Origin of the sequence: Rhodococcus shunpengi (genome assembly GCF_048381395.1) — a bacterium.
Taxonomy (GTDB): Bacteria; Actinomycetota; Actinomycetes; order Mycobacteriales; family Mycobacteriaceae; genus Rhodococcus.
Window position 1 is genome coordinate 1 of sequence record NZ_JBLWIU010000020.1, and the last position, 25,054, is coordinate 25,054.

Sequence of the window (25,054 nt, forward strand, 5' to 3'; positions counted from 1 at the left end):
TGAGGTTTTCTCACCAGGAGTTCGCTGACGGCGGCCGGGGACATTCGGGCGGTGTGGCGTGAGATGAGGACGTGGGGTCCTACCTGGTAGAGATCGTTTCGACCAAGAAGCAATCCCGAAGCAGGACCCCACGTGATTTCCTATCGTGCCACGCTCGACGTGCCCGAGCGCACCCTGGCCTTCGTCGCCAGTGCCCTGGCCGCGCATCGCACCCGAGTCGACCGCCGACCATGGCAGCGGGCCGCAACCGTCTACGTCCAGGCGGTAATGGTGCTCCGCTGGTTCCGCGACGGCACCGACGTCGCCGCCCTGGCGCGCGATGCCCGAATCTCGCCGGCAACCGCCTACCGATACCTACACGAAGGCATCGACGTGATCGCCGCCCACGCCCCTGACCTGCACGAGGTCCTCGCCCATGGGAGTGCATCCGGGTGGGAACACGTCGGACTCGACGGCACCTTGATCGCCGCGACCCGATGCCGGGAGCGCTCCGAAGCCGGACACGACTTGTGGTACTCGGGCAAACACCGCCGACACGGCGGCAACATCCAGGTCCTGACCGACCCGACCGGCTACCCGGTCTGGGTCTCCGACGTCGAACCCGGCTCGGTTCACGACATCACCGCTGCTCGACTCGGCGGAGTCCTCGGCGCCCTCTATGAGGCCGCCACCGGCGGGATGCCCACCCTTGCCGACAAGGGTTACACCGGTGCCGGGATCGGTGTCCACACGCCGACCAAGGGCCGCGACCTCGATGCCGGCACTCGATGCCGCAACACACTTCTGTCCGCGATGCGCGCTCCGGCGGAACGTGCGAATGCCCTGCTGAAGACCCGCTGGAAGGCCTTACAACGAATCAGTCTGTGTCCGTGGAGGATCGGCACGATAACCGCTGCCGCCCTCGTGCTTCTTCACCTACAAGCCCCCGCCTGGTGAGAAAACCTCACTGTACAAACCCGAGAGGTTCACCTCGCTCGTTCACCCCACCCATCATGACGAAACCCCAGGAATCTTATCGGCACAGCGCCGGCACTCCTATCTCTCCGCGGGCGGTTCAGACGTCCAAAACCACTCGGCCTCGACTCATTTCGTCACAGGCACCAAGGGAGACACACCTGCCATCCACATCGACTCCCGCCCAGCCATGTCATCGAGCGCAGCACTACCAGCCCGTCAACACAGCCCCAGACCCCGATCTGGACCGCTTGCGGCCGACGAGCGATCGACCTCCCCTCGTACGAACCCACAGATGACGTCGTCAGCGCGGGGTGCTGACAAACCATCGTTCCGCCGTTCGTGGTCCTCACACGGCGCCCAGGGGCCGCTACAAGAAGCAATAGGACGGCGTGCTCATCGTCAGGTAGTTCACCGTCACGCCCCTTGCGAACCCTGCGGCACAGCCACTCCCCCGCCTACTCATCATCTCCAATGACGTATGTACTGGAAACTTCTCCGCTGCCGCACTTTTCACGGTCGCGACGCTTTCGAGCACCATCGTGCGGTACCTACTGTCGATGCACGCAGGAGGCTGCGCTGGCCCGTCGAAACCGATTGCGTCCAATTCGGCTTCGTGTCCCTTCGGCACGGTCTGGATAAGGCGAGCGGTCCACTACCGGTCAGCCTATCGACAGCGATGGAAGACGTTGTCCGTAAAGAAATCTGTTCGACGACGGCACAGCGGTTGTACTCGATATAGCGCTGTACCACCCGTGTCAGAGCGATATGCTGGAGAGAACACACTCGGTGAGACTGCGCGGGCGGTTGCGTACTCGCAAGTCACCAAAGGGCCTACGTTCTGCCGTACCCCCAACAGGTCGGGGCAGCAGCCGCCGAAATAGCTGACTGGATAGCAACGACATCAACTGGCATCGACGGACATCGATACTCCCGACGAGAGCACCTCACCGCGCCCTTTCATTCCCCTGACATTCTGTCCGCGACAAGAGATACGGAAGTGCCCTGCCGATCGGGTTCGGCAGGGCACTCGAGCGTCGTCGTCCGGTTCTCGCCATCCGAAGACGGCACGCATTCCGCCTTACTTTCTCATTGTCGGGCGTGCTCCAGAAGTACCGCCCGGCGCTCAACCGAAGCGCATTGACTCGACCGCCCGGATTTCAGCCCACCACAATTGCCCCAACTTACTGTGGGCGAAGCCGGTTCGAATCGATAATCTGATGCCTCTGCAGTGAGCTAGTTGTCAGTGAGCAGCGACATACTCGTCGACGAGGGACTGAGGCAGACGTCCTCGAGCGGGAACCTCGAAGCCTTCTTCAACTGCCCACTCTCGAATTTCCTTGGAGCTTGGAGAATTCGGATCGGATGGCCGAGCCGATCCGGCTCTCCTCTTACGTCCTCCGACACGGGTTGCATGCTCGACGTAGTAGTCGATCTTCTTCCGGAAGTCGCGAGCGTTCTTCTTGTTCAGGTCGATGGTGTACTCAACCCCATCGACAGCGAAGCTGATGGTTTCTCCGCCATCCTCCAACGCAGTTCCATCGATGTCGTCGAAAGTCTCAACGATTGTTCTACGTGCCACAGGTTGATCTCCTCTTCGAATGCATCCGACCGGACTCTAAGTAGCCTCTTGTGATCAAAGGCAAACCAACTCCGAAGCCAACATCACCGACATGATCAAGTCTACTCAGAAATTATCGCACGACTGCGACGATCCGGCGCCCTGAAACTCATCGTCAACAAGTAACCGAGCGTTCCGCAATCCCTTACCTGTCACGGTTCGTCACCCGAATGCGACACCAGATGAATCAGTGCACATCCTCTTCGTGCGGCCGTCACGCTCCACCTCGGACCGTTACAGCACCGTGGTCCGCAAAACCATCGAACAGACCCGTGACCACACAAGACAGGGACAGCGGCCCGGATCGCATCGATCGCACACTCCGCACTCCCCATCGGGTACGACACCCAGCACCGGAGTGACCATGCGACCGATGCCTCGTCCCTCAGTCCCTACAGCCCCATCTCGTCCCCTTATGATGCTCCACGAGTCGGCAAGCACGACACCGGACTTCGAACCCAAAGGTGCGACGCGTGAACCCTCCGGAATCGCATCGGTCACGAAAGCGTTCGGTGCAACACCACCGCGGTAACCCCCTCCTCACAGGAGGGGCGAATGTCGGGGACGGTCGAAAAGTAGGCCGGTGGCGACGGTCGAAAATCCGGCCACATGGTGATGGCTATTGTGCCGCGTTCTCGGCCCGGGCGGACGGTAACGTGTCGACTCCGCTGTCCTTGAGTCGGTAGCTCGAACCTTTCAGGGTCAAGACCTCGGCATGGTGCACGACGCGGTCGATCATCGCGGCGGCAACGACCTGGTCGCCGAACACGTCGCCCCACCGGGCGAACGGCAGGTTCGAGGTCAGAATCAGGGAGGCATGTTCGTAGCGGCTCGACACCAACTGGAAGAACAGGTTCGCGGCGTCCTGCCCGAACGGGATGTAGCCGACCTCGTCGACGATGAGCAGTCCGTAGCGGCGCAGCCTGGTCAGCTCGGCCTGCAGGCGCCCGGCGGCGTGCGCAGTCGTCAGTCGGGTGACCCAGTCGACGGCGGTGGCGAACGCGACCCGATGGCCGTGCCCGGCGGCTTTGACGCCGAGTCCGATCGCCAGGTGTGTCTTGCCGGTGCCCGGCGGGCCGAGCAGCACCACGTTGCGTGCCTGGGTCAAGAACATGCCGGTTCCCAGATGCGCGATCGTTTCCCGGTTGAGTGCGGGCTGGTGATCGAAGTTGAATTCCTCCAACGATTTACGGGTCGGGAACCCTGCCGATCGGATACGGATCTGAGCGCCGGACGATTCGCGGGCCGAGACCTCTCGGGAGAGCACCGCGGCGAGGTATTCCTCGTGACTCCAGCCGCCCTCGCGGGCCTGGGCGGCCAGTCGGGCCGCGGCGTCGCGGATCCGGGGTGCTTTGAGCGCGTGCGCGTAGTGTTCGATCTGCTTGACCGGGTCCTCGACGGTCATCACGCTACCTCCCCGGTGGAGGATCCGAGATCGGAATCGATTGCGGTGGTGTCGAAGTCGACGCCGAAGACACGGTCGTAGTCGGCGAGGTCGCGCATCGGATGCCCGCTCTCGGAGATATCGGAGGACGCCTGCTGGAACTGGTGCCGGAGCCGGGCTGCGGTGTCGACATGCCGGGGGTCGGTCACGGTCAGACCGCTGGCCCACAGGCGTTGATGGTCGGCGAGCGGTCGACCGGCGCCGGTGACGGTGACGGCGTCGAGTCCGGTGGTGACCTGCACGAGATGCCCGATCGCCGACGGGTCGACCGAGTAGTCGTTGCCGCCCACGCGCACGTAGTAGTCCCGGGGCAGCCGCAACTCGATGACGGTGTCCGTGCTGGGTGGGACCGGTGGCAGGGCCAGCATTGCGGCGGTGTCGACGGCGACGAGTTCGTCGGGGCGGCCGTCGATTCGGCGCACGGTCCGGCCGTTGGCGATCGGTAACCAGTCGGTGAGTTGAGTGTTGAAGTCTGCCGGTGAGGTGAACGTGCGCCCGGGCAGGAACGAGGTTTCGAGATAGCCGTTGGCGCGTTCGACGATACCTTTCGATTCCGGGTCGTAGGGCTTGAGTTGGATCAGCGTCGTCGACAAGGTGCCGATGAATGCGGTGACCGGGTCGGTCAGCCGGCCTCGGCGTCCGATCCCGGCTTCGTTGTCCCACCATAGTTGGTGCGGCACCGCACCGAACCGGGACGCCAGCAGCGTCCACATCCCGGCGACCAGGTCCATCGTCGTGCGGGACGGCAGCATCATCGCGGTGATGAATCGTGAGAACGCGGCGACCATCACCAGCACCGGTGGCGTCCCGAACTGGCCGAACCCGAGCGGAATCTTCACGGGTGGGAACCACAGATCGCACTGGACTGCCCTGCCCGGTTGGTGGTCGAGGCGATCCGCCGGATCGACCGGCGCGTATTCGGGGCGCAGCAACCGGACCCGCTCACGCAGCCAGGTGATCGATCCACTCCAGCCGACGCGTTCGGCGATGACCGTCGCCGGCATCGTCGGATACGCCATGAGCAATGCCCGGATTCTCGGTTCGGCCTCGGAGATCGCCGAGGTCACCGCGGGTCGCTGGTACTTCGGTGGTGTGTCGCTGGCCAGCGCGTTTGCGACTGTGTCGCGGGCGATGCCCAACCGTTTCGCGATGGCACGCTGCGACAACTTCTCGCTGTGATGCAGGTGCCGGATCAGAGCCCAGTCTTCCATCGAGATCACCCATCCGATCGTGGTTGGGTGGCCTGGTTTTCATCCGTCGTTTCTGGCCTGGTTTTCGGCCGCCGTTGACAGCGAACCCGCAATTCGGTTCGCACAGCTGTTCATCGGGGTCGTTCGTTCCACCGAATAACGATGCCGTTCGAAGCGACCAACCAGCTTTCGCTTCGTTTCGCATGCCCATGATCGCATTTCGACGACCGCGAAGTAGCGGCTCTGAACCACACCTCTCGCTCCCCCGGGCCACGGAGAATCGGACCCCGTGAGTCGGTCCTCGCTCAAGTCGGCCTCCTCGCCAGTCGGCTCAGCGCCGACTGCTCCCTGATGCCTGGAACAAACAACGCAGTGGAGAAACCGTCGCGGTCGTCAAGACGCCACTACGTGCGCGTCCTATGAATACCAGCGGTATTGCGTCGAGATCGCGCATTGCAGCTGCGGCGGTACTCCTCCAAGGACTACAGACAACGCAGCGGTGGCCTTACCTGTACCGTGCGAAACCTCACCCGACGGTAGCGAAGGGTTGATCGAGAACTCCCTTACGAACCCCTAGAAGAGCACTCCCTACGACTCGTGATGCTCACGAGGCCGACCCGGTGACGGGTCCAGCGCGGTGAAGACTCCTTCGCGGAAGCGGGCAGCATCCGTCCGCAGGTGCGTGTACCGGACCCCTCCCCCACTCAGGTCGACACCGACCCACTCGAAGCTGCCCTACGTCCCAATCGCGTGCTCATCCCCGTCCCGGTCCCTGTGGGCCCAGGTTGCCGCGCGACGAACCTCAACTTTTCTCGGCGCGACGCACCTACGGGTGAGCGTGTGGGCCACACGCGATCTACGACCACACCCTGCTCGCAGACACCCCCTGAAGCGCCTCGAGGTCTGTGTCAGCTCACCCGCGAGTCACGAACGACGCGAGAGTGCGATCGGCTTGTGCGCGACCCAGACCTCACCCCGGACACTCCCTGTCCGTGTGACTGACGCACGCTCCATCGATCACCGCAGAGCGCCTGATCGAAGCCGACGTGCTACCCCGGACTCCTCAACGCAGTTCCACCCGAGCACGGCGTGCAGAGCACGGGGCTTCCGCGGAGAGTTCAGGAAGCCGTTCTCTGCCGGCATCCGCCGCACGGGGGAACGTGCTCTCCTTCGCTGCGTGCTCGTCAGCGACTTCGTCTACGGGCCACACCTATGCACGCTCCGCCCTGGTTCATCCACTCGCCGCGCCTCCTCTGCGATCCGAGGACGTCAAGAGCGGTTCGGTCGCGTGATTCGACACGTTTTCACTGCCGGCCAGTACAGGGCGCCCGCGGCGGCTCCTGCGGCCTGCGCGGCGGCACTCTCGAGTGCGCAACGTGCCGGATGTCGCTGCAGAGAAGCCTCATGGCACGCCGGGGGCAGCAGGCACCGACCTTCCACCCATCTCTCCTGATTTCATCTGACTACGTGAAATCAGGGACCTGGAGGCACGATTCGCAATTTCGGTCTGTCGACGTTTCTGTCCGACTCCCCCACACCATCGACCCGAGAAAATAAATTCGATCCGGTACGCGACATGAGGAGGATCATGTGATGAAATTACTGCCAGGAATATAAACCGACCGGAGGAGATCGAACCGTACCCATCCCACACAACTACATGACGCTTGGACAGCACATGACAAAGCCCCCTTGCGGGGGCTCGTCATTCGGTCGAACTTTGCCGAGATCGACCGGAACTCCGAACACCTAACGGCGTTAGTTTTCACCCTCACCGTCGGGTGTCCTTTTGGGGCCGAAGTTGCCGCTTCGACTCCATTTTGTGCTTTCACCAGGGATTTCGTTGCCGAAATCCCCGACTCCCCGAAGGGACTTACCGTGCCTGGTACGTCTCAGGGTACCCCATGCCCTGAACAGCAAACAACCTTTTCGACGACCTCCGATGAGCAGATCCCACGCCAGGAGGCAGAAAAAGGTACTTCTTCCCTCTCCGATTTCGGCAATATCCACTATTCCGACGCCGTATCCCGAGCGAAAGAAAATATCGAACGCGTCGAGAAAATCAATGAGGAAAGTGGCCAGCGCGGCCGCACGTGGTCAATTCCCGTCTCGCCCCAAATGCAGTCCAAAACCCCCATTTGGTCAGGACGCGCACAATGGCAACGACAGGTCCGAGAAATTCTCAACCGAGAAGAGGGCAAAAGCCTGTGCCGGAACCATCACACAGACCCCGAACGGGTCTTCGCGGTCGCGGTGAGCATGGCATCATTTGCGGACCTGCGGACAGGCCGGCGCGTTACTGCGTCCCGAGAGGTACTCGCAGAACGGGCAGGAGTTTCCGTCACTGTCCTCAAGCGCGCTCGGCGAATCCTGACCGAACTCGGACTGGCCCGCGAGATGGTCCGAGGACGTTTCTTACGCACACTCGAACAGTGGGCAGCTGAAGCGCATCACGGACGTAAACAGGTCAAGGCCACCAGTGTCTGGGCGCTAGTCTCCCCCAAGGTTGTCGTCCTTCGGAGCACGCACGATCACACGGCGCCGGTCCCGTCCCCCGCTCGGCGTTACACCAAGGCAGCCCCGACAGTCGGGGAACCTCATCGGTCTCCTTATCCACAGGACGCCAGCCGTGGCCCCCAATCTGTTGCTCTATCTTTTGGTACTTGTACTTCTGTTAAGAAGTACAAGACAACGCGCGCGAGCGCGCGCCGCCTCGATAACTCGCACAAACAACCCCGAGAGCCGCGTTCAATCAGCCTCCAGAAGGCCGCTGCGGGCCTAATTGCACACGCTCCATGTCTGGACACCAACGGACATATCGGAGCCGTCTGCGAGGCTCTCAGGGACCATTGCGTCGATCCTGACCGGTGGACTGGCCGCGATATCGCAGCTGCACTGACCGAAGACACCCGCCGACGTGGATGGATCTGGCCTACACGGGACTCGCTGAAGCATCCCATCCGGTACCTTCGATGGAGGCTCGCAGGCATCGACTGGTCGCTCCCCTCCCCTACCGAGCGTGCCGAGGCCGCGAAACGACTCCGGGACGCCGAACGTCGCGCAGTTGCAGTCGCTATGGTGGAACGAGCGGAGAAGACTGCCTCGGAACGAGTGCGGGTGACTGCCATGGCACGGATCCGCAGCCTGCTGCAGGACAAACGCTCCAAGTAGGCGCTCCGGGAACGTACAAGCTGACGACGATCATGAGAATTGCCATCGACAGATTCGTCGACGCGACCACGATGCGCACTTCGAACGTGTATCAGTGCAGCGGTTGGTTCATGCCCATGGTTTACCGCGGTAAACCAGCAGGGTCTGTGTGTGCTGCGGAGTAGGTCAGTTCCGAATACTGTCCCGCGTCGGAACCTGGCCCGCGGTTTACCGCGGTAAACCAACTCCGGTTCCCACCTCTCGATCTCAGTTGATTCGTCATCGCCAGGCCCCAGGGAATCACGATCGCCTTCGCGCCCAGCTTGGTTTCGTGGATCGCCGTGTGCCGTAGAGTAACAAGCAATCCGAGCGCGTGTTTCGATGAGGAACGACGGTGGTGGCATGTCTACGGTTTACCGCGGTAAACACCCATCCCAAGGACACTACTTGTGCTACTGGCGCTGTTCCGCGGGAGACGCCTTCGCGACCCCATGTGTCGGTTTACCGCGGTAAACGCAGATCGCGAACGGACGTCGTGCAGATCGTTGACATCCCGCGACAACCACGTAACCCTGCTACCCTCAGCGACCGAACTTCACGCTTGAGCTTCCCTCGCGGCGTGTTTCCTTGTTTACCGCGGTAAACAAGGAAACCGTGCCTGATCGACATTCGCCACGTGGTAGGGGCGGTTTACCGCGGTAAACAAGAAGGCCGGTACCGGTTGATCCCGTAGCCGACACTCACCGTCTGTTAGCGATGGTGCGACGTGGTTTACCGCGGTAAACCAGCAAGTCGCGGACGTAGTGCGGCCATGGTCGGATGCGCCACGGTGGGTGAAGCGTATTGATGGTTCCGCTGCATCCTGCAGTCGACGAGTAGTGGAGAAGCATCTATCGATTGGACATACTGCAGGGGGCATTCTTTGCGGGCAGCAGGTCCGGTATGTGAGCGCTCCATCCGGTGGTTTACCGCGGTAAACCACCGGATGGTCAAAACTGCGAGCGCGCGACGCGGCGGCAAAGGTCGGCCAGATAGTCCGGCGCCTATACGGTTTACCGCGGTAAACCACAGGTGGTTATACACGATCTGCTATCGAACCGATCTGAGATGGACAACTAGATCCGTTCCGTCTGGAAACGGGGTGAGAACGCAAGCAGGGTTGGGCGACGTGGGGGGATTAGCCAGGAGGGTGTGGTTTACCGCGGTAAACCACGCGGTGAACAGGAGGGAATACCCGAAAGGAAGGCGAGACGTAGATCTGAGCTAGTCCTGTGCCTTCAATGCTTCGGAGAGCGGCTCGACTGGATAGGTCATCTCGCATTCGCCCGCCTTCAGGCCTCAAGAGGCAAGGATTGGTTTACCGCGGTAAACCCAGCGTCACGTGCCAGAGGAGCTCGAACTCGGCCGGTGTAGACCACCCGGGTCCGTGACGAACCTCGGCGACACGCATAGGCAGAGGAACGACCAGATAGGGCTGGCGGAGGGGCACTCACATACGCGCTAGGAGGGGAGGGGCGGTTTACCGCGGTAAACCCTCCCCGACATTCTTCTCGCAGCGATGAACTCAAGTAGAAGTAGAGAGCTGCGAGCTGCAGGAGCGACCTACGAGAACATTGGCGACAGGCGTGTTTACCGCGGTAAACACGCTCTCTTTCGTAAACTCCTGCTCGCGACGAATCGGTGCTGCTTCAGCGATGCCAACCAGTTCCCCGAGGCGCGAATTGCAGGAGGGCGACGGGGGAAAGGGAACCAATGCACACTCGGCCCAGCGCATCGCACCGTAGGAGGGTACGCGTTCCCACCCGACTGCGCCGATGACAAAGACCGAGAAGCGCCACGCGGGCTAGGTTGCTCTGGCGCCCATTCCGTTGATGCATGCACGGCCGCTGCATATGAAAAGTCCGATCTGATGCGTGGGAGAGATGCGTCATGGGGGAGCGTGACTTTTCAGACCGCACTCGTTGAAGGAGTGGCGCGTCGACCGCAGAATCTGCCATAGTTTACCGCGGTAAACTGCGGCTCCCGCGCATGGCGTGGACAGAACTCGGAGACGAATGCGACGAATCGCTTCCGGGCAGGGAGAACCGGAATCATGATGAACCTCCGGCAGTTCTGTGCAGGGCATAACTACGCCGGCCTCAGGAAGATACCGCGCCCCTTACCGAGCAGGTCAGAAAGGTGGCCGAAAATCGTCACAGTGACGAAATTCCAGAGGGGTGGGGGATACCTCTAGATCGGCAGTATTCGCACCGTGTTCAGCACATGTATGACGCCTTCACGGTGACGTCGGTGACACGCCGAAACCCTCACAGGTTTTTTGATCCAGTACCCAGGCGGATTCGAGTTGGGGGAGTGCCTTGGTGCACCCGTCGACCCCGACCGGGCCGCGTTTCCATCCACGCGTCGACAGTCTCGGGAAGCCAACCGAACCGGGGTCCGATCGACGCATCAGCTTGCGGCAGAACACCTTTCCGCAGATATCCTTTGGCAGTGTTGTAGGTGATGCCGACACGGTCGGCAACCTCGTGCAAAGTCAAGTAGCGAAGCACATCTGCGATGATACGGCGAAAGCTTGTTCCGTAGACCCGTAAGGGTCTATTGTACGAGTTGCGCGCCTCATGCAACTGCATCGAAACCGTTACAGTGGTGCAGGCGCAATCGTCATCTCCGCCAAGAGATGACGACGCGAGTCCGAAGTAGCCCCACCGTGGGGTGAAGCATACGGAGGTAACCTGTGGCTGTTCATGTCATGCTCAACCAAAAGGGCGGCGTTGGAAAATCCACCCTCACAATGAACCTCGCCGCCGTCAAAGCGGATGTTCTCACCGCTGGTGACGACGACGACGTTCAATCCCCGGTCGCAGCGATCTCCGTCGACCCCCAGGGTTCGGCGGTCTGGTGGGCCTCGCGCGTCGAGGAACTACCGTTTCTCATCGACCAGGTCCACGACAACCTCGATGTGCTGCGCAATCTCGACAAGCTTCCCGGCATCAAGCACGTCTACGTCGACACCCCCGGTTGGATCGACCTGTCCGGCGCCGACGACGGCACCGATGTTCTCGGCACCGGCAGCTCCGCCGACGCCCTGCGCGCGGTGCTCGAGGTCGCCGATCTGGTCATCGTCCCGATCGAACCCGAACCGTTGTGCTTCGATCCCACGGCGCGCACCATCAAGCAGGTCATCGAACCTCTCGGCAAGAAATTCATTGTCGTGGTGAACAATTGGGATCCCCGCGATGGTAAGGTCGATCTCGAGCAGACCCGCGAGTTCGTCCAGGCCAACGGCTGGCCTCTCGCCCGAACGGTGGTGCGGCACTACAAGGTCCACACGCGCGCTGCCGCCGAAGGCCGCGTTGTCACTGAATACGAAGCCAACCGCGTCTCTCTGCAGGCACGGGAGGACTTCTACAAGCTCAGCCTCGAGCTCGCGGACGGTGGTCGCTGATGCCGCCCAAGGGTGGGCGCGCGAACTTCGCCTCTCTGGTCGGAGCAGTAGGCGAGCACTCTCCGGTCGACCGCAAGCGCACCCCGACGCCCACGAAGACGAAGACCACGATCGAGCCTGTCGAAGGCCAACTGCTCGCCGATGTTCCGGTCGATCAGCTCATCGCCAACCCGCGCAACCCGCGTGACGAACTCGGGGACCTGTCGGATCTGGCGACCATCGCCGACCGGCAGCTGCAACCGGGCACCGTCGTCAGCCGCACCGCCTGGCTGAAACTGTGGCCCGAGGACGAAGACGAGATCGGCGCAGCGCAGTACATCGTCGTCAACGGTAACCGCCGGCTCGCCGCCGCCCAGAAGTACGGTCGCCCCGGACTCGACGTGGTGCTGCGCGACAGCATCGCCGTCGACAAGGGCGAAATCCTCTGGGCGGCAACAAGTGAGAACATCGACCGCCGTGACTTCGACGTCCTCGAAGAAGCCAAGGCAGTCGAGCTGATGGTCTCCGAGTTCGGCAGCGCGGACGCAGCAGCAAAGAAACTCGGCCGCTCCAAAGGTTGGGTCTCCCAGCGCCGCGCCCTGCTCAAACTCGCACCCGAATTGCAGGCAGCCCTGCGCGCAGGGGATCTCGCCGTCCGGCAAGCCCGCTCTCTGGCCCGAGTCCCGCTCGAAGAACAGGTTGCGGCATGGGAAGCGGCCCAGAACCCTGAGCCGGCACCCGAAGCCGATGCAGAGGCTCCGGAACCCGAAGCACCGCAGCCGAAAGAACCCGCCAACAAGCTCGAACCGGTGGACAAGATCGCACAAGCGCTCAAACGACTCGGGGCTGATCCGGATGTGCTGGCCGCGGCAGTGCGTAAGCACTTCTCCGACGACGAGCGCCGCAAACTCATCGATGCACTCGAGCTCCGGTAGGCACGACTCGGAGACAGGTTCGGTGGCGGATGGCAGAAGGGCTGCAGTGGTGAGCCGATGAGCGGAATCGACGACCAGATCGCCCTTTTCGATCTCGACCCCGAACCCGAAGAGCCGTCGGCTGAACCATCGGCATCCGAAGAGCTGCCATCCGAAACACCGGATATGTCAGCGGAAGATCCGTCGCCAACCGACGCCGACACCGTCCCATCCGACACCGGTGTTGCTGCCAGCGCCGATCAGAGAGAGGACCTCCCGGTCCAATCTCGGCCATGGGAGTCCCTACCTGTCACCGAGGACGCCGATGGTCACGCGATCATCGTCACCGCTGAGGCCACCTACACACCGTCAGGTGCCCGGTTGACCGGACCGGTCGACACGATCGAGAAACTGGACAAGCTTCTGCACTGGGCCGCGTTGACCCCACATGGCCTCACTGCCCAGGTGTGGTTCGTCGGTATCGACTCCTGTGCCCAGCTGGGTTGGACCATCGACCCCGGTAGCGAAGACGATGTCGACGACCTCGAACAACTCCGTCAGCGCGCCGCGACCGAATTGACCCACGCCATCACCGCAACCTTGCCGCCGCTGATCGCCGCCGGCTGGGAACTGCGAGGCGACCCCGGTTACGTCATCCACCTGATCCGCAAAGTCGGCAAGGCCACCCAGATGGTCGACCTCGTCCTCGAACCCTACGTGTGGACCTACTGGAACAAGGACTTCGGCTGGGGTAACCGCGTCGGCGACATGGGCATCCTCGGCAACCCCGCCGCCGGTACGTACCTGCCCGACGAGGACCTACCCGCCGCGCGTGAACTCGGCCGCCGCCTCGCCTGGTCCGTCAAACACCTCGACACGTTGCCCGGACCAACACCAGCCCGCACCGGTGCTGCGGTCCTGGACAAAATCCGCCGCGAGCGCCTGCGCACCGGCAAGGGCATCGTCGTCACCGCCGGAGGCCCGCTCCCGCCCATCGACGGTGCACCACGGGGCGACTTCGAACCGCCTGCCGGCTGGTCCCGCATTCCCGATGCCGACGATCTCGACGGTGTGACCTCACTGGTCACCATCGACCAGCGCGCCGCCTACCTGGCCTCGGCGGGCATGCTGTCCTTCGGCTACGGCCGGGTCCGCAACCTCCTCGGTGCCGATGCCGCCGCTGCGGGGGCCGTTGACAAGCCGACATTCGGAATCTGGCGCGTAACTCTGCCCGCCGCAGGCCAGTACGCCCTGCCGGAGAAGCTGCCGTTGCCCCACCCGGCCATGCTCGACGACCGACCCGTACAGACATGGATCACCACCGTCAGCCTCGACGGTTTGCGCGCTCCCATCGCAGACGGAGGGATGGGCCTGGACATCGACGATCTCGGCATCACCGAAGCCTGGGTCTACGAGGAGCAAGGTCGTGCCCTCGACAAGTGGGCCAAGGTCCTGCGCGAGGCCCGTGCCGTCGCGGTCGATACCGGTGATGCGGCGATGAAACGGTTCCTCGGCGCCTGCTACAAAGGTTATGTCGGGCGGATGGTCAACCCGGACATGTGGACCGCTACCCGCATGCAACACCACCACCAGCCACTGTGGCGGGCGGCGATCATGGCGCACTGCCGCTGGCGTGGTCGCCGCGTCGCGATGCGCATCGCCCGGGAGACCGGACGCTGGCCGATCCGCACCATGACCGACTCCTGGGTGTACCTGGTGGGGGAGGGGCAGACCCTCGCCGACGACAGCGACGCGTTGGGCAAGATGGTTCTCGAAAAGCACGTCGATCTCACCGACGAGATGCTCTTGGCGTTCGCAGCAGCCGAGACCACCCACGAGGTCCGTCTGGCGATCGCCGCAGCGTACGGCACCGATGAGGGGGAGTAGATGGCGCTGCATCTACCGAAACCCCGATCGAAAGCTGTGCCGCAGAAAACCGTCGGCCTCGACGGCATGAAGGTCACCGTCGCCGCCGCAGCGGCTGCCGGTGTCGCCAAGGCACAAGAAACCAGCCGGGGCCTGGCCGGGTTGACCTCGCGAGTCTCGGTCAAGCAGATCCGCACTGTGATCGGCAACGACGGACTGCGACAGGCCGCCGTCGACGCCGGCCGCACCCCGCCATCGGACCGCACCCTGCGCCGCTGGGCCCAGCAAGGACGCATCCCCCATGCCGAGGTCGCCGAGCTGGCCCAACGCCGCGCCGCCATCGCACGGCTCGGGGGAGTGAACGAGGTCGCCAGGAAGATCGGCCGCAGCCCCTCGTCGGTACGCAAGTACATCTCCGGCAAGACCAACGAACTGCGCAACGACGCACGATCGAAACTCAAGGACGTCAAAGCCAAGGACGTCATGGACAAGGCAGGCGTCCTCAACCCGGACGGAACCCCGAAGATCGCCACCATCCGCATCACCGGTCGTGTGCATGTCCGCAATGGCGACGACACCGGATACGACTACCGAACCCGCACACTGGACTTCGGCAACTCCGACGTCCCCTTCAGCGCCGCAGAATCACAAGCATTGGCAGCAGCGCTGGCCAACGACGACCAAGCCCGCGTGGTCGCCATCCTCGAACGTCACGCAACCATCGACTATCCCGAGAACAAGGGATTCGACGTCTACAGCGACCAGTTCGGCTTCCACTTCGACGCCATCGACAAGATCGACGTCACCTGGCATTGAAGCCGATTCGTTCCTATGACGGGATAAACGTAAGACGTAACATCAAACGCCTGGTGACGACTGCGGCGAAGAGCCTCCGCTCAGCCGAGCGAATGTAGACGGAGAGTCGGGTCGGTCAGTTCGTCCATCGTGATCGAGACTGTCGCCACCGAATTGAGAAAGCAGCACCCGCTTACAGGACACCGCGAAGCTGACACCGAGAACCGGAACCGGCGAGCGAGATGTAGGTTCTCGGCTCGTTCGTCACTTCTCCGATTTTCCGGGCTGTGAGTTCGCGACGTCGTGCCCGCGTGTAATTCTCACGAACTCGGCGAAAATCCTCAGCCTCATCACCTCCGTGTGAGCGGTCATGGACACAGGTGGCAGTCGTCGATGCCGACGGAGCGCAGCGGGGCCGTTCCGAACCGCAGGTGTAAGGCCGCAAGGTGAGCGTCGCCCTCGACGGTCTCGCTGCGGGCCCCTACACCGTCGCCTTCCGTGTGACCTCCGCCGACGGACACCCGATCAGCGGCACCACCATCTTCATCCTGATTGATGTTCCTCTGTATTCGTCGCCACACACGACACGCGGTCCTGCGGCGCCATAGGTTCGGAGAGAGCAGGTTGCGGAACCGATTGTCTCGGAATTGCGGCCGCAGCACGCCGAATCCGTGCCCGAAAGGTACGATTTTCCCTGGTCAGGGGTGGGTTCAGGAAGACCCGACGCGGCGGCGGGTCTAGTGTGCGACGACGTGAATACACGCACGAGCGCGTGGCCGGGTCCGCTGCGGCGGGTCGGCGCGCAGGTGATGCGCAGCCCGGCCCGGGTGGTGGCATCGAGCTTCGCCCTTGCCCTGCTGGTGGGGACCGCCTTGTTGTTGGTGCCGGCCGCGACGCAGTCCGGTGTCGGCGCGGGAGTGCTGCCGGCATTGTTCACCGCGACGTCCGCGGTGTGTCTGACCGGGCTGATCGTCGTCGACACCGCCACCTACTGGTCCGGATATGGGCAAGCGGTGATCGTCGCGCTGATCCAGGTCGGGGGATTCGGGATCATGACGATGGCATCGCTGATCGGCTTGGTGCTGGCCAACCGCATCGGGTTGCGGGCGCGCCTGAATGCCGCTGCGGAAGTCCGTACCTCCGGACTGGGAGATGTCCGGTCGGTCATCGTCGGGGTGGTACGCACCAGTGTGCTCATCGAAGCGGTCGTGGCAACGGCGTTGGCAGCGCGGTTCGTGATCGGCTACGACGAATCCGTACCGCGGGCGGTGTGGCTCGGGGTCTTCCACGCGGTCTCAGCATTCAACAACGCCGGTTTCGCGCTCTACAGCGACAACCTCATCGGGTTCGCCGACGATCCGTGGATCTGTGTGCCGCTGCTGGTTGCCGTGGTCCTCGGCGGGATCGGTTTTCCGGTGTTGTTCGAGATCGGCCGGCATCTACGCGGTCGCAGCCGCCGGTGGTCGCTGCACACCCGGTTGACGGTGACGGTGACCGCGGTGTTGCTGGTACTCGGCCCGCTGCTGGTGTTGGCACTCGAGTGGCGCCACACCCTCAGCGGCCACCCGCTCGGGGCGAAACTGCTGATCGCCACCTTCCAAGGGGTCATGCCGCGCACGGCCGGGTTCAACAGTGTCGACTACGCCCAGATGGACGAGGCGACGCTGTTGGTGACCGATGTGCTGATGTTCATCGGTGGCGGCAGCGGCGGCACCGCCGGCGGCATCAAGGTCACCACCTTCGCGGTGCTGCTGTTCGTCATCGCCGCCGAGGTGCGCGGCGAGAAATCGGTGACGATCTTCGACCGGCGCATCGACCCCCGGGTGCAACGCCAAGCCCTGTCGGTGGCCTTGATCGGGGTCGCGCTGGTGGTGATCCCGACCCTGGCCCTGCTCGCCGGCACCGGATTCGACCTCAACGCGCTGCTGTTCGAGGTGATCTCCGCCTTCGCCACGGTGGGACTGTCCACCGGCATCACCGCGCAACTACCGGCCTGGGGACAGCTGATCCTCGTCGTGTTGATGTATCTGGGCCGGATCGGTCCGATCACTCTGGTCAGCGCGCTGGCAGCCCGGGAGAACAATCGCCGTTTCGAACGTCCCGTAGAAAGGCCCTTCATTGGCTAGAAAACCCGCCACCGCTGACGTCGTCGTAGTCCTCGGTCTGGGCCGGTTCGGCAAGTCACTGGCGCTCGAGTTGATGGCGCAAGGCACCGAGGTGCTCGGCATCGACTCCAGCGAAGCGGTGATCGACAAGGTCTCGAGTCGGCTCACTCATGCCGCGGTTGCCGACACCACCGACGAGGAGTCCCTGCGCCAGCTGTCGGTACACGAATACGGCCGGGCGGTCGTGGGTATCGGCTCCGATCTCGAGGCGAGCCTGCTGACGGCGTCGGCGCTGATCAACATGGCGGTGCCGAACGTGTGGGCCAAGGCGATCAGCAATGCGCACGCAAAGATCCTCACCCAGATCGGGGTGCATCATGTCGTGCGGCCCGAGCACGACATGGGCAAACGCGTCGCGCATCTGGTGCGGGGCCGGATGATGGACTACATCGAGTTCGATGACGGTTTCGCCATGGTCAAGACCAGCCCGCCGGCGTTCATGGTCGGCCAACCCTTGGCGCAGACCACCATCCGTAGCCGGTACAAGGTCACGGTGGTGGCGATCAAACGCCCCGGCGAAGGGTTCACCTATGCCACCGCCGACACCATCGTCGCCCCGGGCGACACCATCATCGTCTCCGGTCAGGTCCGTGACACCGAGCGTTTTGCCGAGCTGACCTGAGCACCGTCTTGTTGCCGGATCGGGGTGCCAGTCACAGTGAACCGATCAGGATCAGCAGCGGCCGGATCGTTCGGCGGTACCAGAATGCCGAATCCGAACGAAGCCACAGTCGGCAGTCGGGTCGTGCACCGACCGGTTCACCGAGGAGCGGCCAGTCCGGTCTCCGAGGTCTCTAAGCTGACGGGCATGACTGGGACAGTCCTGTGAGCGGCCGACGGATGGGTGCGTTCGATCATGCCCGGTAAGTTGCGGGTACCGCTGCGGCGTTCGGACACCCTCACCGACCGTCCCGACTTCGCGCTCGTGGGTGTGCTGCGCGTACCGCAGGAGCTCACCAGTCCGGGCCGGGCGATCGTCCGCCGAATCGGGTATGCCCTGGCCGCGCTGATGGTCGCGGTGATCGTGGTGTATCTGGGTCGGGACGGCTACCGCGATGTGCAGGAGAATCCGCTCTCGCTGCTGGATTGCATCTACTACGCCACCGTGTCACTGTCGACCACCGGTTACGGAGACATCGCGCCCCTGACACCGCAGGCTCGGCTGATCAACGTCCTGGTCATCACACCCTTGCGGGTGTTCTTCCTGATCGTGCTGGTCGGCACCACCTTGTCGGCACTGACCGAAAGTTCCCGGCAAGCATTCAAGATCCAGCGGTGGCGTCGCCGCACCCGCAGCCACACCGTGGTCGTCGGGTACGGCACCAAGGGCCGCAGCGCTGTCGATGCCCTCCTCGCCGATGGACTCGCTCCCTCGGAGATCGTGGTGGTCGACACCGACCCGATGAGTCTGGACATCGCGTCGCGTCAGGGACTGGTCACCGTGCACGGCTCGGCCACCAAATCGGACGTGCTGCAACTGGCCGGGGCCCGGCACGCAGACTCGATCATCGTGGCCGTCAGCCGGGACGACACCGCCGTTCTGGTCACCCTCACCGCGCGCCAGCTCGCTCCGCAGGCACGCATTGTCGCCGCGGTGCGCGAATCGGAGAACACCCATGTGTTGCGCCAGTCCGGCGCCGACACCGTGGTGGTCTCGGCCGAGACGGCGGGCCGGTTGCTAGGGCTGGCTCCTACCACCCCCACGGTGGTGGAGATGATCGAGGACCTGTTGACCCCGGAGGACGGTTTCGCCGTCTCCGAACGCGGCGCCGAACCGCATGAGGTCGGTCTCGCGCCGCGCGAGTTGCCCGTGATCGTGCTCGGCGTTGTACGTGACGGGCAGTTGATCCGGATCGATTCCGCCGCGATCGGTGTCGTCGCCGCGGCCGACAGGTTGCTGTATCTGCGCTTTGTGTCGAACTGACCGTTCGGCCGTGGGTGTCGATCGGACTCCGCCGGGCATTGTGGTTTGCGGTCACGGCGAGCATCTCTGCGCGGTGTTCTGTGGGGTGTGCGACAGTGCGTACCGAGTCGGCGAGGGTGAGTGTAGGGCCACCGAGTGAGGACCAGCCGCGCTCGCCCGGGAACTTCGTCGACGATTGCCGAGCGCAATGCGACGAGACCGCCCCTGCGGCACCGGGTGTCGTAGGGGCGGTCTCTCCGCCGTTTGTGCGGCCGGTGCCGCCCGACTATCACCCCGTGGTGTTCCAGGACGCCACCACCGGAACCACCTTCCTGACTCGCTCCACCGCCCATGCCGACCGCACCAGCGACTGGCCGGACGGCAGTACCTACCCGCTGATCGTCGCGGACGTCTCCAACGCCTCACACCCTTACTGGACCGGCACCGCCCGCCTACTCGACACTGCAGGCCGTGTCGAGAAATTCGAACGCAAATACGGCCGACGCCGCCCTGACACCACCCTCGAAAGGACTCCGGTCATGGGCAGTACCCAAACGACGCACCTCCCGCGCCAACACCCGCTCCCGGCGCGCGCAATGGACAGCGGCTACCCCCCACCCTCGTCCCGATCACACTCTCGGGCACCACCTTCCGCGTTCCACGCCGCCTGGTCAAAGCGGCCCACGCCGGCCTGATCGACCCCCGCGAGCTCTGAACCAACCGTGGCCGCACCCGGCGCATACTCTGCGCCGGGCGCAGCCGCTCACCCCCGAGCCGCACACACCCGTTCGAGATGCCGAGGCCGAGACTGCGAGGTTCGAGCGTCAGTCTGCAGCCAGCAATTGGATACGCACCGGGCAGCCGACCACTCCGGATTCTGTGGAGTCGGAGGCGACACGACAGACCGGGAGCGGATTTTGCGAGGGGATTGGCGAACCCGGAGGCAGAGGGGCACAGGCCAGACCGCACCGATCCGGCACTTCATCCCCAGGAGAGGGCTCAGCCGGCGGTTTCGGGTTGATCGGACAATCCAGGCGCAGGTGCTCGCTGTGGTAGACGGCCTCGTCGAGCAGTTGGGCGACGTGGCCGTCGTAGAGGCTGTAGACGATGGATCGGCCGGTGCGGGTGCCGACGGCCAGTGTCGCGATGCAGCGAAGACTGACAAGACACGCCGCTGCAGATTGACAGAGCGTGAACGAAGTACGAGCGCTCGTCAGGCTGACTTCGAAGCAACCCCCAGTTTGGTGGTGCCCTCGTCTCGGAAAGATCCAGTCAATCGGTCCTGACCATCTCGCTAATCTTCGCTGCATCTCGACAACAACTACCACGTAAAACCGCACGATAACTTGACGCGGGCTCTTGTCACTCATGGTTTGTGTGAAGTCAGTGCTGCTAATTGCCATTAGCGCACCATCATCGCCGAAACCCCTGTTGAGCGCGTTTTCCTACTCGAGAGCGTCGGTACGGGCCGGTAGGCTCCTGTTTCGTGCCCGATGACCTGATCAGCCGCCGCCCGGACGACTCTTTCGCGCCTGTCCCGATCTCGTCGGACCCCGCCGCGCCGTCCGCGCCGGTGTTACCGACTGAGACCCTCACGACGGTGGTCGAGGCAGCGGCGCGGTCGCGGTCCGAGTCGACCCGCCGCAACTACGCCGCGGACTGGGCCCGCTTCACCGCCTGGTGCACCAGCGAAGGGCACAGCCCGTTGCCGGCGCATCCGCTCACCGTCGCCGCCTACCTTCTCGAGGCGGCTGCGACGGTGACGGAGGCGGGGGAGCGGGCCTACTCACCCTCGACGTTGGCCCGCTGGGTCGCCGGGATCGGCTTCCACCACCGCCGCGCCGGTCATCCCGCTCCCGGGGCGGACGAGCTGGTCACCGCGACCCTGTCCGGGATCCGCCGGGATTACGCCGCGGCGGGGGAGCGGCCCCGGTCTCCGCGGGCACCGCTGCTGACCGCCGACATCGTCACCATCGTCGAGACGATGCGCGCGGACTGTGACGGCTGGGCCGCGGAGGTGTTGGAACGCCGCGACTCCGCCATCTTCTTGGTGGGGTTCGCCGGGGCGTTTCGGCGCAGCGAGCTCGTCGCGCTGAACTGCAGTGACGTCTCGCTGCATCGGCTCGACGGGCTGCACATTCGGCTCCGGAAATCCAAGACCGATCAGGAAGGACGGGGCAGTGTCCGGGCCCTGCCGTTCACCCACAGTCATGCGAGTTGTCCTCCGTGTGCGTGGATGCGGTGGGCGCAAGTCGTCGCCGCCTTCGACTCCGGCGGCCGTTCTGCTGTCATCCGGCTGCTGCGTACCGCCGAGCCGTTCGAGACGCACGTGTGCCGCGGAACCCGGCCGCGCATGATGCCGAGCTCACCGTTGCTGCGGTCGATCCGCAAGAACGGCAACCTCTCCGACACGGCGTTGTCGGGTGCGGCGGTGCACAAGGCGATCCGCCGCCGCGCCGAGCAGGCCGGCTACGACCCCGACATCGTCCAGCGGTTGGGCGGGCATTCGCTGCGGGCCGGGTTCGTCACCCAGGCCTTCCGCAACGGCGCGTCCGCGCACGCGATCATGCGTCAGACCGGGCACACCACTCCCGCCATGCTGGAAACCTACGCCCGCGAACACGCCCCACTCATTGGGAACGCTGTCACGAATCTCGGGTTGTGAGGCGCGATGACCAGTGCCCGACGAGAGTCCATTCACCACAACGATGGTCATGATGCCGATCTCGGCCTGTGGATCCCCGTCCGCTACCGGCACGACTGGATGCTGTTCGCCGACTGGTGCGCCGCCACCGACCACCGGCCCATCCCCGCCGCGCCTGAGACTCTGGCGCTGTTCTTGGGTGAGCACCCGGCCGCGGTCGCGACGCAGCGGCGCCGGCTGTCGGCGATCAACGCCGTCCACACCCGCCACGGCTACCCCGCCCCGGGGCGCACCGAGACGGTGCGCCGGCACCTCGACACCACCCGGGCCTCGCGCCTCGACCGGCTCGGACGCCTGCTGCTGCAGCGGGCGGTCGAACTGCCCACCACCGGGTGGCCGAGCGGACTGTTCGGCCGCCGCGACGCACTCCTGTTGGTCCTCGTCGCCACCGGCATGAGCTTCACCGACCTCACCCGGCTACGCCGCCGCGACCTTCGCCTCGACGGCGACACCCTGGTGGCCACGACCCGGGCTGGCGAACGCGTCCGTCTCCCACCAGATCCCGAGACCGGCTGCAATCCGGCCGCGATCTATCGGCGGTGGGCGGAGATCCAGGCGTTCCTCGACCAGCACCCCGGCACCCATCTGCTGCGCCATCACCTCACCGACCCGACCGAGATCATCACCGATCCGCTCGACGCGGAGCAGGCCCGGCAACCGTTGCTGTGTCCGATCGACCGCTGGGGACACCTCCCGCACAACCAACCGATGACCCCGCAGTCGGTGTCGGTGCTGGTACGGGCACACCTGTCCGGCCAGGCCCCGGTGCGTAGGGCGCTGCCCGTTCCCCAGCCGGACGACACCGGCACCTGGGTGGAGTCCGACATCGATCTCGACCCCGACTACTACGACCGTGGCACCGCCGCCCGCCGCCGTGACCACGCGGACCTCGGAGGGCTGGCCGATGTCTTTGACGAGATTGAACGACGCGCCGACGCACTATTCGACGAACTGCTCACCGTGTTGGAGAGGAAGTAAACGTGCTGGAAGTGCGTGTGCGGCTCATCCCCGCTCGCGCGGGGAGCACTTCAATCCGGCGACCGAGCAGGAGCGGATTGACCGGGAAGCTCTGTGCCTGCAGTAGATGACCAAGGACGCGGCCGAGCAGTCGAGCGGGAAAACCGGGCAGCGCTGGCGTCGACATACCAAGACGCGGTGTAGGCCAAGGTCGACGACGACCTCATTGCCCTGGCATCGGCGTGCGTCAGTGTGTCGTATACAGCCCTATCAGACGTGAAGTGCTGGTCGGTTCCTCAGGTCCAGTAGGCCCCCTGTCAGCGGTGAGTGTCTCGCTGGCACTACCCGAGCGGTCTGCTACCATATGGATGCAGGAGCGGGAGTAAGTCCTACCGGTTCACAACCGGACGTTCCACAGAAGCGCGGAGATCCGGAGTTAACGACCCGGTTCAACCTTCGGGTTGGATAGCTCAAATTGTAGAGCCCCGCTTTGTTAATCAGAGTCGATTGGGCGCATGATCTGCACAGATCATGCGCCCAATTCCTATCTCCTGCTCAGCTCACTCTGTAATTCACTCGGGGTGAGTGCAAGACGTGGATAGTCGTAGCGCGCGATACCCTCCGCCAGCCGGAGCGCTTTCCCCCTGTCGGTCCTGACAATATGTGGATTCCGCTCCACGACTTCGTCAATGACCATGGCTGCCCACGTCGATCGAGTCAATGCAGATTGCAACATTATGTTGGTTTCCCGATCGAGTCGCTTCGTAACGGCTAGGACGGCAACCATCTCGCCGTGCCCAAACTGGATCTGGTCGCCGACTTGCAGCGGGGTAGGGTCACGGTGGGCTAGATGTATGAGGCCATGACGTTGGTGACACCGGTCCGGAGCTTGCTCGCGGGCGGCCGGTTTCCGACGGCAGTATGCGGCCGATGATAGTTGTAGTGCACATTCCACACCTGTAGGGCCTGGGCGCGTTGCCGTTCGCTGGCCCAGACGCGGGCGTAGAGGAACTCCTCGGCCAGGATGCGGTTGTAGCGCTCCACTTTCCCGTTGTGGCGAGGCGTATACGGGGTGATCCGCTGATGCCGGCCACCGTGGAGCACTTTCGCGAAGTCCTTCGCGCGGTAGCAGGACCCGTTGTCGGTGACGACCCGGTGGATGTGCACGATGCCGTGGGCGGCGAAGAACACCCGTGCGCGGTGCATGAACCCGATTGCCGTGGCGGCCTTCTCGTCGGATAGCGCCTCGGTATAGGCAAGGCGGGAGAACCCGTCGACCGCCGAATGCAGGTAGACGTAACCGGCGCGGGCACCGGCGACCTTGGCGCGCTCGACCTTCTTGGCCTGCTCGCTGCCCCGACCGTGGACACGCCAGCCACCGCCGTCGGGGATCCGGCCGACTTTCTTGATGTCGACGTGCACCATATGGCCGGGCCAGCGGGCGATGATCCGGCGTGGCTGGCGATTGTTCTCGCCGTTCGGATCGAGGAACCTGCGCCGGTTCAACCCGAGGTGAACGAGGTGCCGGCTGACGGTGCGCACCGAGATGCTGATGCCGTCGGCGCCCAGTTCGTGGGCGATGCGGGCTGCGGACCACTTGCGGGTCCGCCGCAGGGTCTCGATCCGCGCCACGGTCTCAGCCGGGGTCGCGGTGGGCTGATGGTGCGGCACGCTGGGGCGGTCGAGCAGACCGAGTTCGCCGTGTTCGCGGTAGCGGGCCATCCATTTGCTGGCGCAGGACCGGGAGATCCCCATCTCGGCGGCGACATGGGACAGCGGACGGGTCTGGCACCGCTCGACGAGACGGCGGCGACCTTCGACGGACAGCGGGGCGTTACGGTGGAGCATGGACGGGTTCTTTCGGTTGCGCTGGGTGAGTTGGTGGTACTTCCCATCCTGCCGTTGGAAGGCCCGTCCGCCTTCTTCAATCCCCTGAGCTGGTGTCTACAACGTCATGACCCGCAACA

15 protein-coding genes and 2 pseudogenes are annotated in these 25,054 nt (G+C 64.0%); 13 read left to right on the forward strand and 4 right to left on the reverse strand.

The window, feature by feature from the left end; genetic code table 11:
- The first annotated feature begins 132 nt into the window (after positions 1-132).
- Complete coding sequence (locus ACNJ7K_RS12180; RefSeq protein ID WP_263510442.1) at positions 133-936, forward strand: IS5-like element ISRhosp9 family transposase; 804 nt, start codon at positions 133-135, stop codon at positions 934-936.
- Between the two features lie 1,261 nt (positions 937-2,197).
- Here ACNJ7K_RS12180 and ACNJ7K_RS12185 read toward each other — a convergent pair.
- From ACNJ7K_RS12185 to istA, 3 genes are all read right to left on the reverse strand, one after another.
- On the reverse strand, positions 2,198-2,536 hold the full coding sequence (locus ACNJ7K_RS12185) for a histone-like nucleoid-structuring protein Lsr2 (RefSeq protein ID WP_080597798.1): 339 nt from the start codon (positions 2,534-2,536) through the stop codon (positions 2,198-2,200).
- A 658-nt stretch (positions 2,537-3,194) separates the two neighbouring features.
- Positions 3,195-3,980, reverse strand: coding sequence for an IS21-like element helper ATPase IstB (gene istB / locus ACNJ7K_RS12190; protein ID WP_248676753.1), 786 nt, complete (start codon positions 3,978-3,980; stop codon positions 3,195-3,197).
- Positions 3,980-5,230, reverse strand: a complete 1,251-nt coding sequence (gene istA / locus ACNJ7K_RS12195; protein WP_282582510.1) for an IS21 family transposase — start codon at positions 5,228-5,230, stop codon at positions 3,980-3,982. Before istA ends, istB begins: the two co-directional genes overlap by 1 nt.
- Positions 5,231-11,108: 5,878 nt before the next feature.
- Between istA and ACNJ7K_RS12200 the strand changes: the two genes are divergently transcribed.
- From ACNJ7K_RS12200 to ACNJ7K_RS12255, 12 genes and pseudogenes are all read left to right on the forward strand, one after another.
- A complete protein-coding gene (locus ACNJ7K_RS12200) occupies positions 11,109-11,804 on the forward strand; it encodes a ParA family protein (protein ID WP_080597800.1) in 696 nt (231 codons plus the stop codon).
- A complete protein-coding gene (locus ACNJ7K_RS12205; protein ID WP_016696086.1) occupies positions 11,804-12,718 on the forward strand; it encodes a ParB/RepB/Spo0J family partition protein in 915 nt (304 codons plus the stop codon). Before ACNJ7K_RS12200 ends, ACNJ7K_RS12205 begins: the two co-directional genes overlap by 1 nt.
- 57 nt (positions 12,719-12,775) lie before the next feature.
- Positions 12,776-14,584, forward strand: coding sequence for a hypothetical protein (locus tag ACNJ7K_RS12210; protein WP_016696087.1), 1,809 nt, complete (start codon positions 12,776-12,778; stop codon positions 14,582-14,584).
- Positions 14,585-15,379: a hypothetical protein gene (locus ACNJ7K_RS12215; protein WP_487041745.1), complete on the forward strand. Its 795-nt coding sequence runs from the start codon at positions 14,585-14,587 to the stop codon at positions 15,377-15,379.
- Positions 15,380-15,804: 425 nt separating this feature from the next.
- The gene (locus tag ACNJ7K_RS12220) at positions 15,805-15,966 is read left to right on the forward strand and encodes a copper resistance protein CopC (RefSeq protein WP_016696090.1); all 162 of its coding nucleotides are present in this window, start codon (positions 15,805-15,807) and stop codon (positions 15,964-15,966) included.
- 201 nt (positions 15,967-16,167) lie between these two features.
- Positions 16,168-17,484, forward strand: coding sequence for a TrkH family potassium uptake protein (locus tag ACNJ7K_RS12225; protein ID WP_051033114.1), 1,317 nt, complete (start codon positions 16,168-16,170; stop codon positions 17,482-17,484).
- Entirely contained in the window at positions 17,477-18,145 is a 669-nt protein-coding gene (locus ACNJ7K_RS12230) for a potassium channel family protein (protein WP_016696092.1), read from the forward strand. Before ACNJ7K_RS12225 ends, ACNJ7K_RS12230 begins: the two co-directional genes overlap by 8 nt.
- Before the next feature lie 234 nt (positions 18,146-18,379).
- Entirely contained in the window at positions 18,380-19,447 is a 1,068-nt protein-coding gene (locus ACNJ7K_RS12235; RefSeq protein WP_016696093.1) for a potassium channel family protein, read from the forward strand.
- Positions 19,448-19,692: 245 nt separating this feature from the next.
- Positions 19,693-19,938: pseudogene (locus ACNJ7K_RS12240) on the forward strand (type B 50S ribosomal protein L31); the annotation flags it as partial.
- Positions 19,937-20,141 (forward strand): annotated as a pseudogene (rpmF, locus tag ACNJ7K_RS12245) (50S ribosomal protein L32). The pseudogenes ACNJ7K_RS12240 and rpmF, both read left to right, overlap by 2 nt.
- An 885-nt stretch (positions 20,142-21,026) precedes the next feature.
- Positions 21,027-22,091: a tyrosine-type recombinase/integrase gene (locus ACNJ7K_RS12250; RefSeq protein WP_487041746.1), complete on the forward strand. Its 1,065-nt coding sequence runs from the start codon at positions 21,027-21,029 to the stop codon at positions 22,089-22,091.
- A gap of 6 nt (positions 22,092-22,097) precedes the next feature.
- Positions 22,098-23,108: a hypothetical protein gene (locus tag ACNJ7K_RS12255; RefSeq protein WP_019288658.1), complete on the forward strand. Its 1,011-nt coding sequence runs from the start codon at positions 22,098-22,100 to the stop codon at positions 23,106-23,108.
- Positions 23,109-23,933: 825 nt separating this feature from the next.
- Here ACNJ7K_RS12255 and ACNJ7K_RS12260 read toward each other — a convergent pair.
- Positions 23,934-24,935 (reverse strand): IS481 family transposase, encoded by a 1,002-nt coding sequence (locus tag ACNJ7K_RS12260; protein ID WP_487041747.1) that lies wholly within the window; start codon positions 24,933-24,935, stop codon positions 23,934-23,936.
- Positions 24,936-25,054 lie beyond the last annotated feature (119 nt).

Bases quoted from the DNA above. Each gene is read 5' to 3' on its own strand.
- ACNJ7K_RS12225 (WP_051033114.1), top strand. From the start codon at position 16,168: ATGCGCAGCCCGGCCCGGGTGGTGGCATCGAGCTTCGCCCTTGCCCTG.
- ACNJ7K_RS12205 (WP_016696086.1), top strand. From the start codon at position 11,804: ATGCCGCCCAAGGGTGGGCGCGCGAACTTCGCCTCTCTGGTCGGAGCA.
- ACNJ7K_RS12255 (WP_019288658.1), top strand. From the start codon at position 22,098: ATGACCAGTGCCCGACGAGAGTCCATTCACCACAACGATGGTCATGAT.
- ACNJ7K_RS12260 (WP_487041747.1), bottom strand. From the start codon at position 24,935: ATGCTCCACCGTAACGCCCCGCTGTCCGTCGAAGGTCGCCGCCGTCTC.
- ACNJ7K_RS12200 (WP_080597800.1), top strand. From the start codon at position 11,109: ATGCTCAACCAAAAGGGCGGCGTTGGAAAATCCACCCTCACAATGAAC.
- ACNJ7K_RS12235 (WP_016696093.1), top strand. From the start codon at position 18,380: ATGCCCGGTAAGTTGCGGGTACCGCTGCGGCGTTCGGACACCCTCACC.
- istB (WP_248676753.1), bottom strand. From the start codon at position 3,980: ATGACCGTCGAGGACCCGGTCAAGCAGATCGAACACTACGCGCACGCG.
- ACNJ7K_RS12215 (WP_487041745.1), top strand. From the start codon at position 14,585: ATGGCGCTGCATCTACCGAAACCCCGATCGAAAGCTGTGCCGCAGAAA.
- ACNJ7K_RS12210 (WP_016696087.1), top strand. From the start codon at position 12,776: ATGAGCGGAATCGACGACCAGATCGCCCTTTTCGATCTCGACCCCGAA.
- istA (WP_282582510.1), bottom strand. From the start codon at position 5,230: ATGGAAGACTGGGCTCTGATCCGGCACCTGCATCACAGCGAGAAGTTG.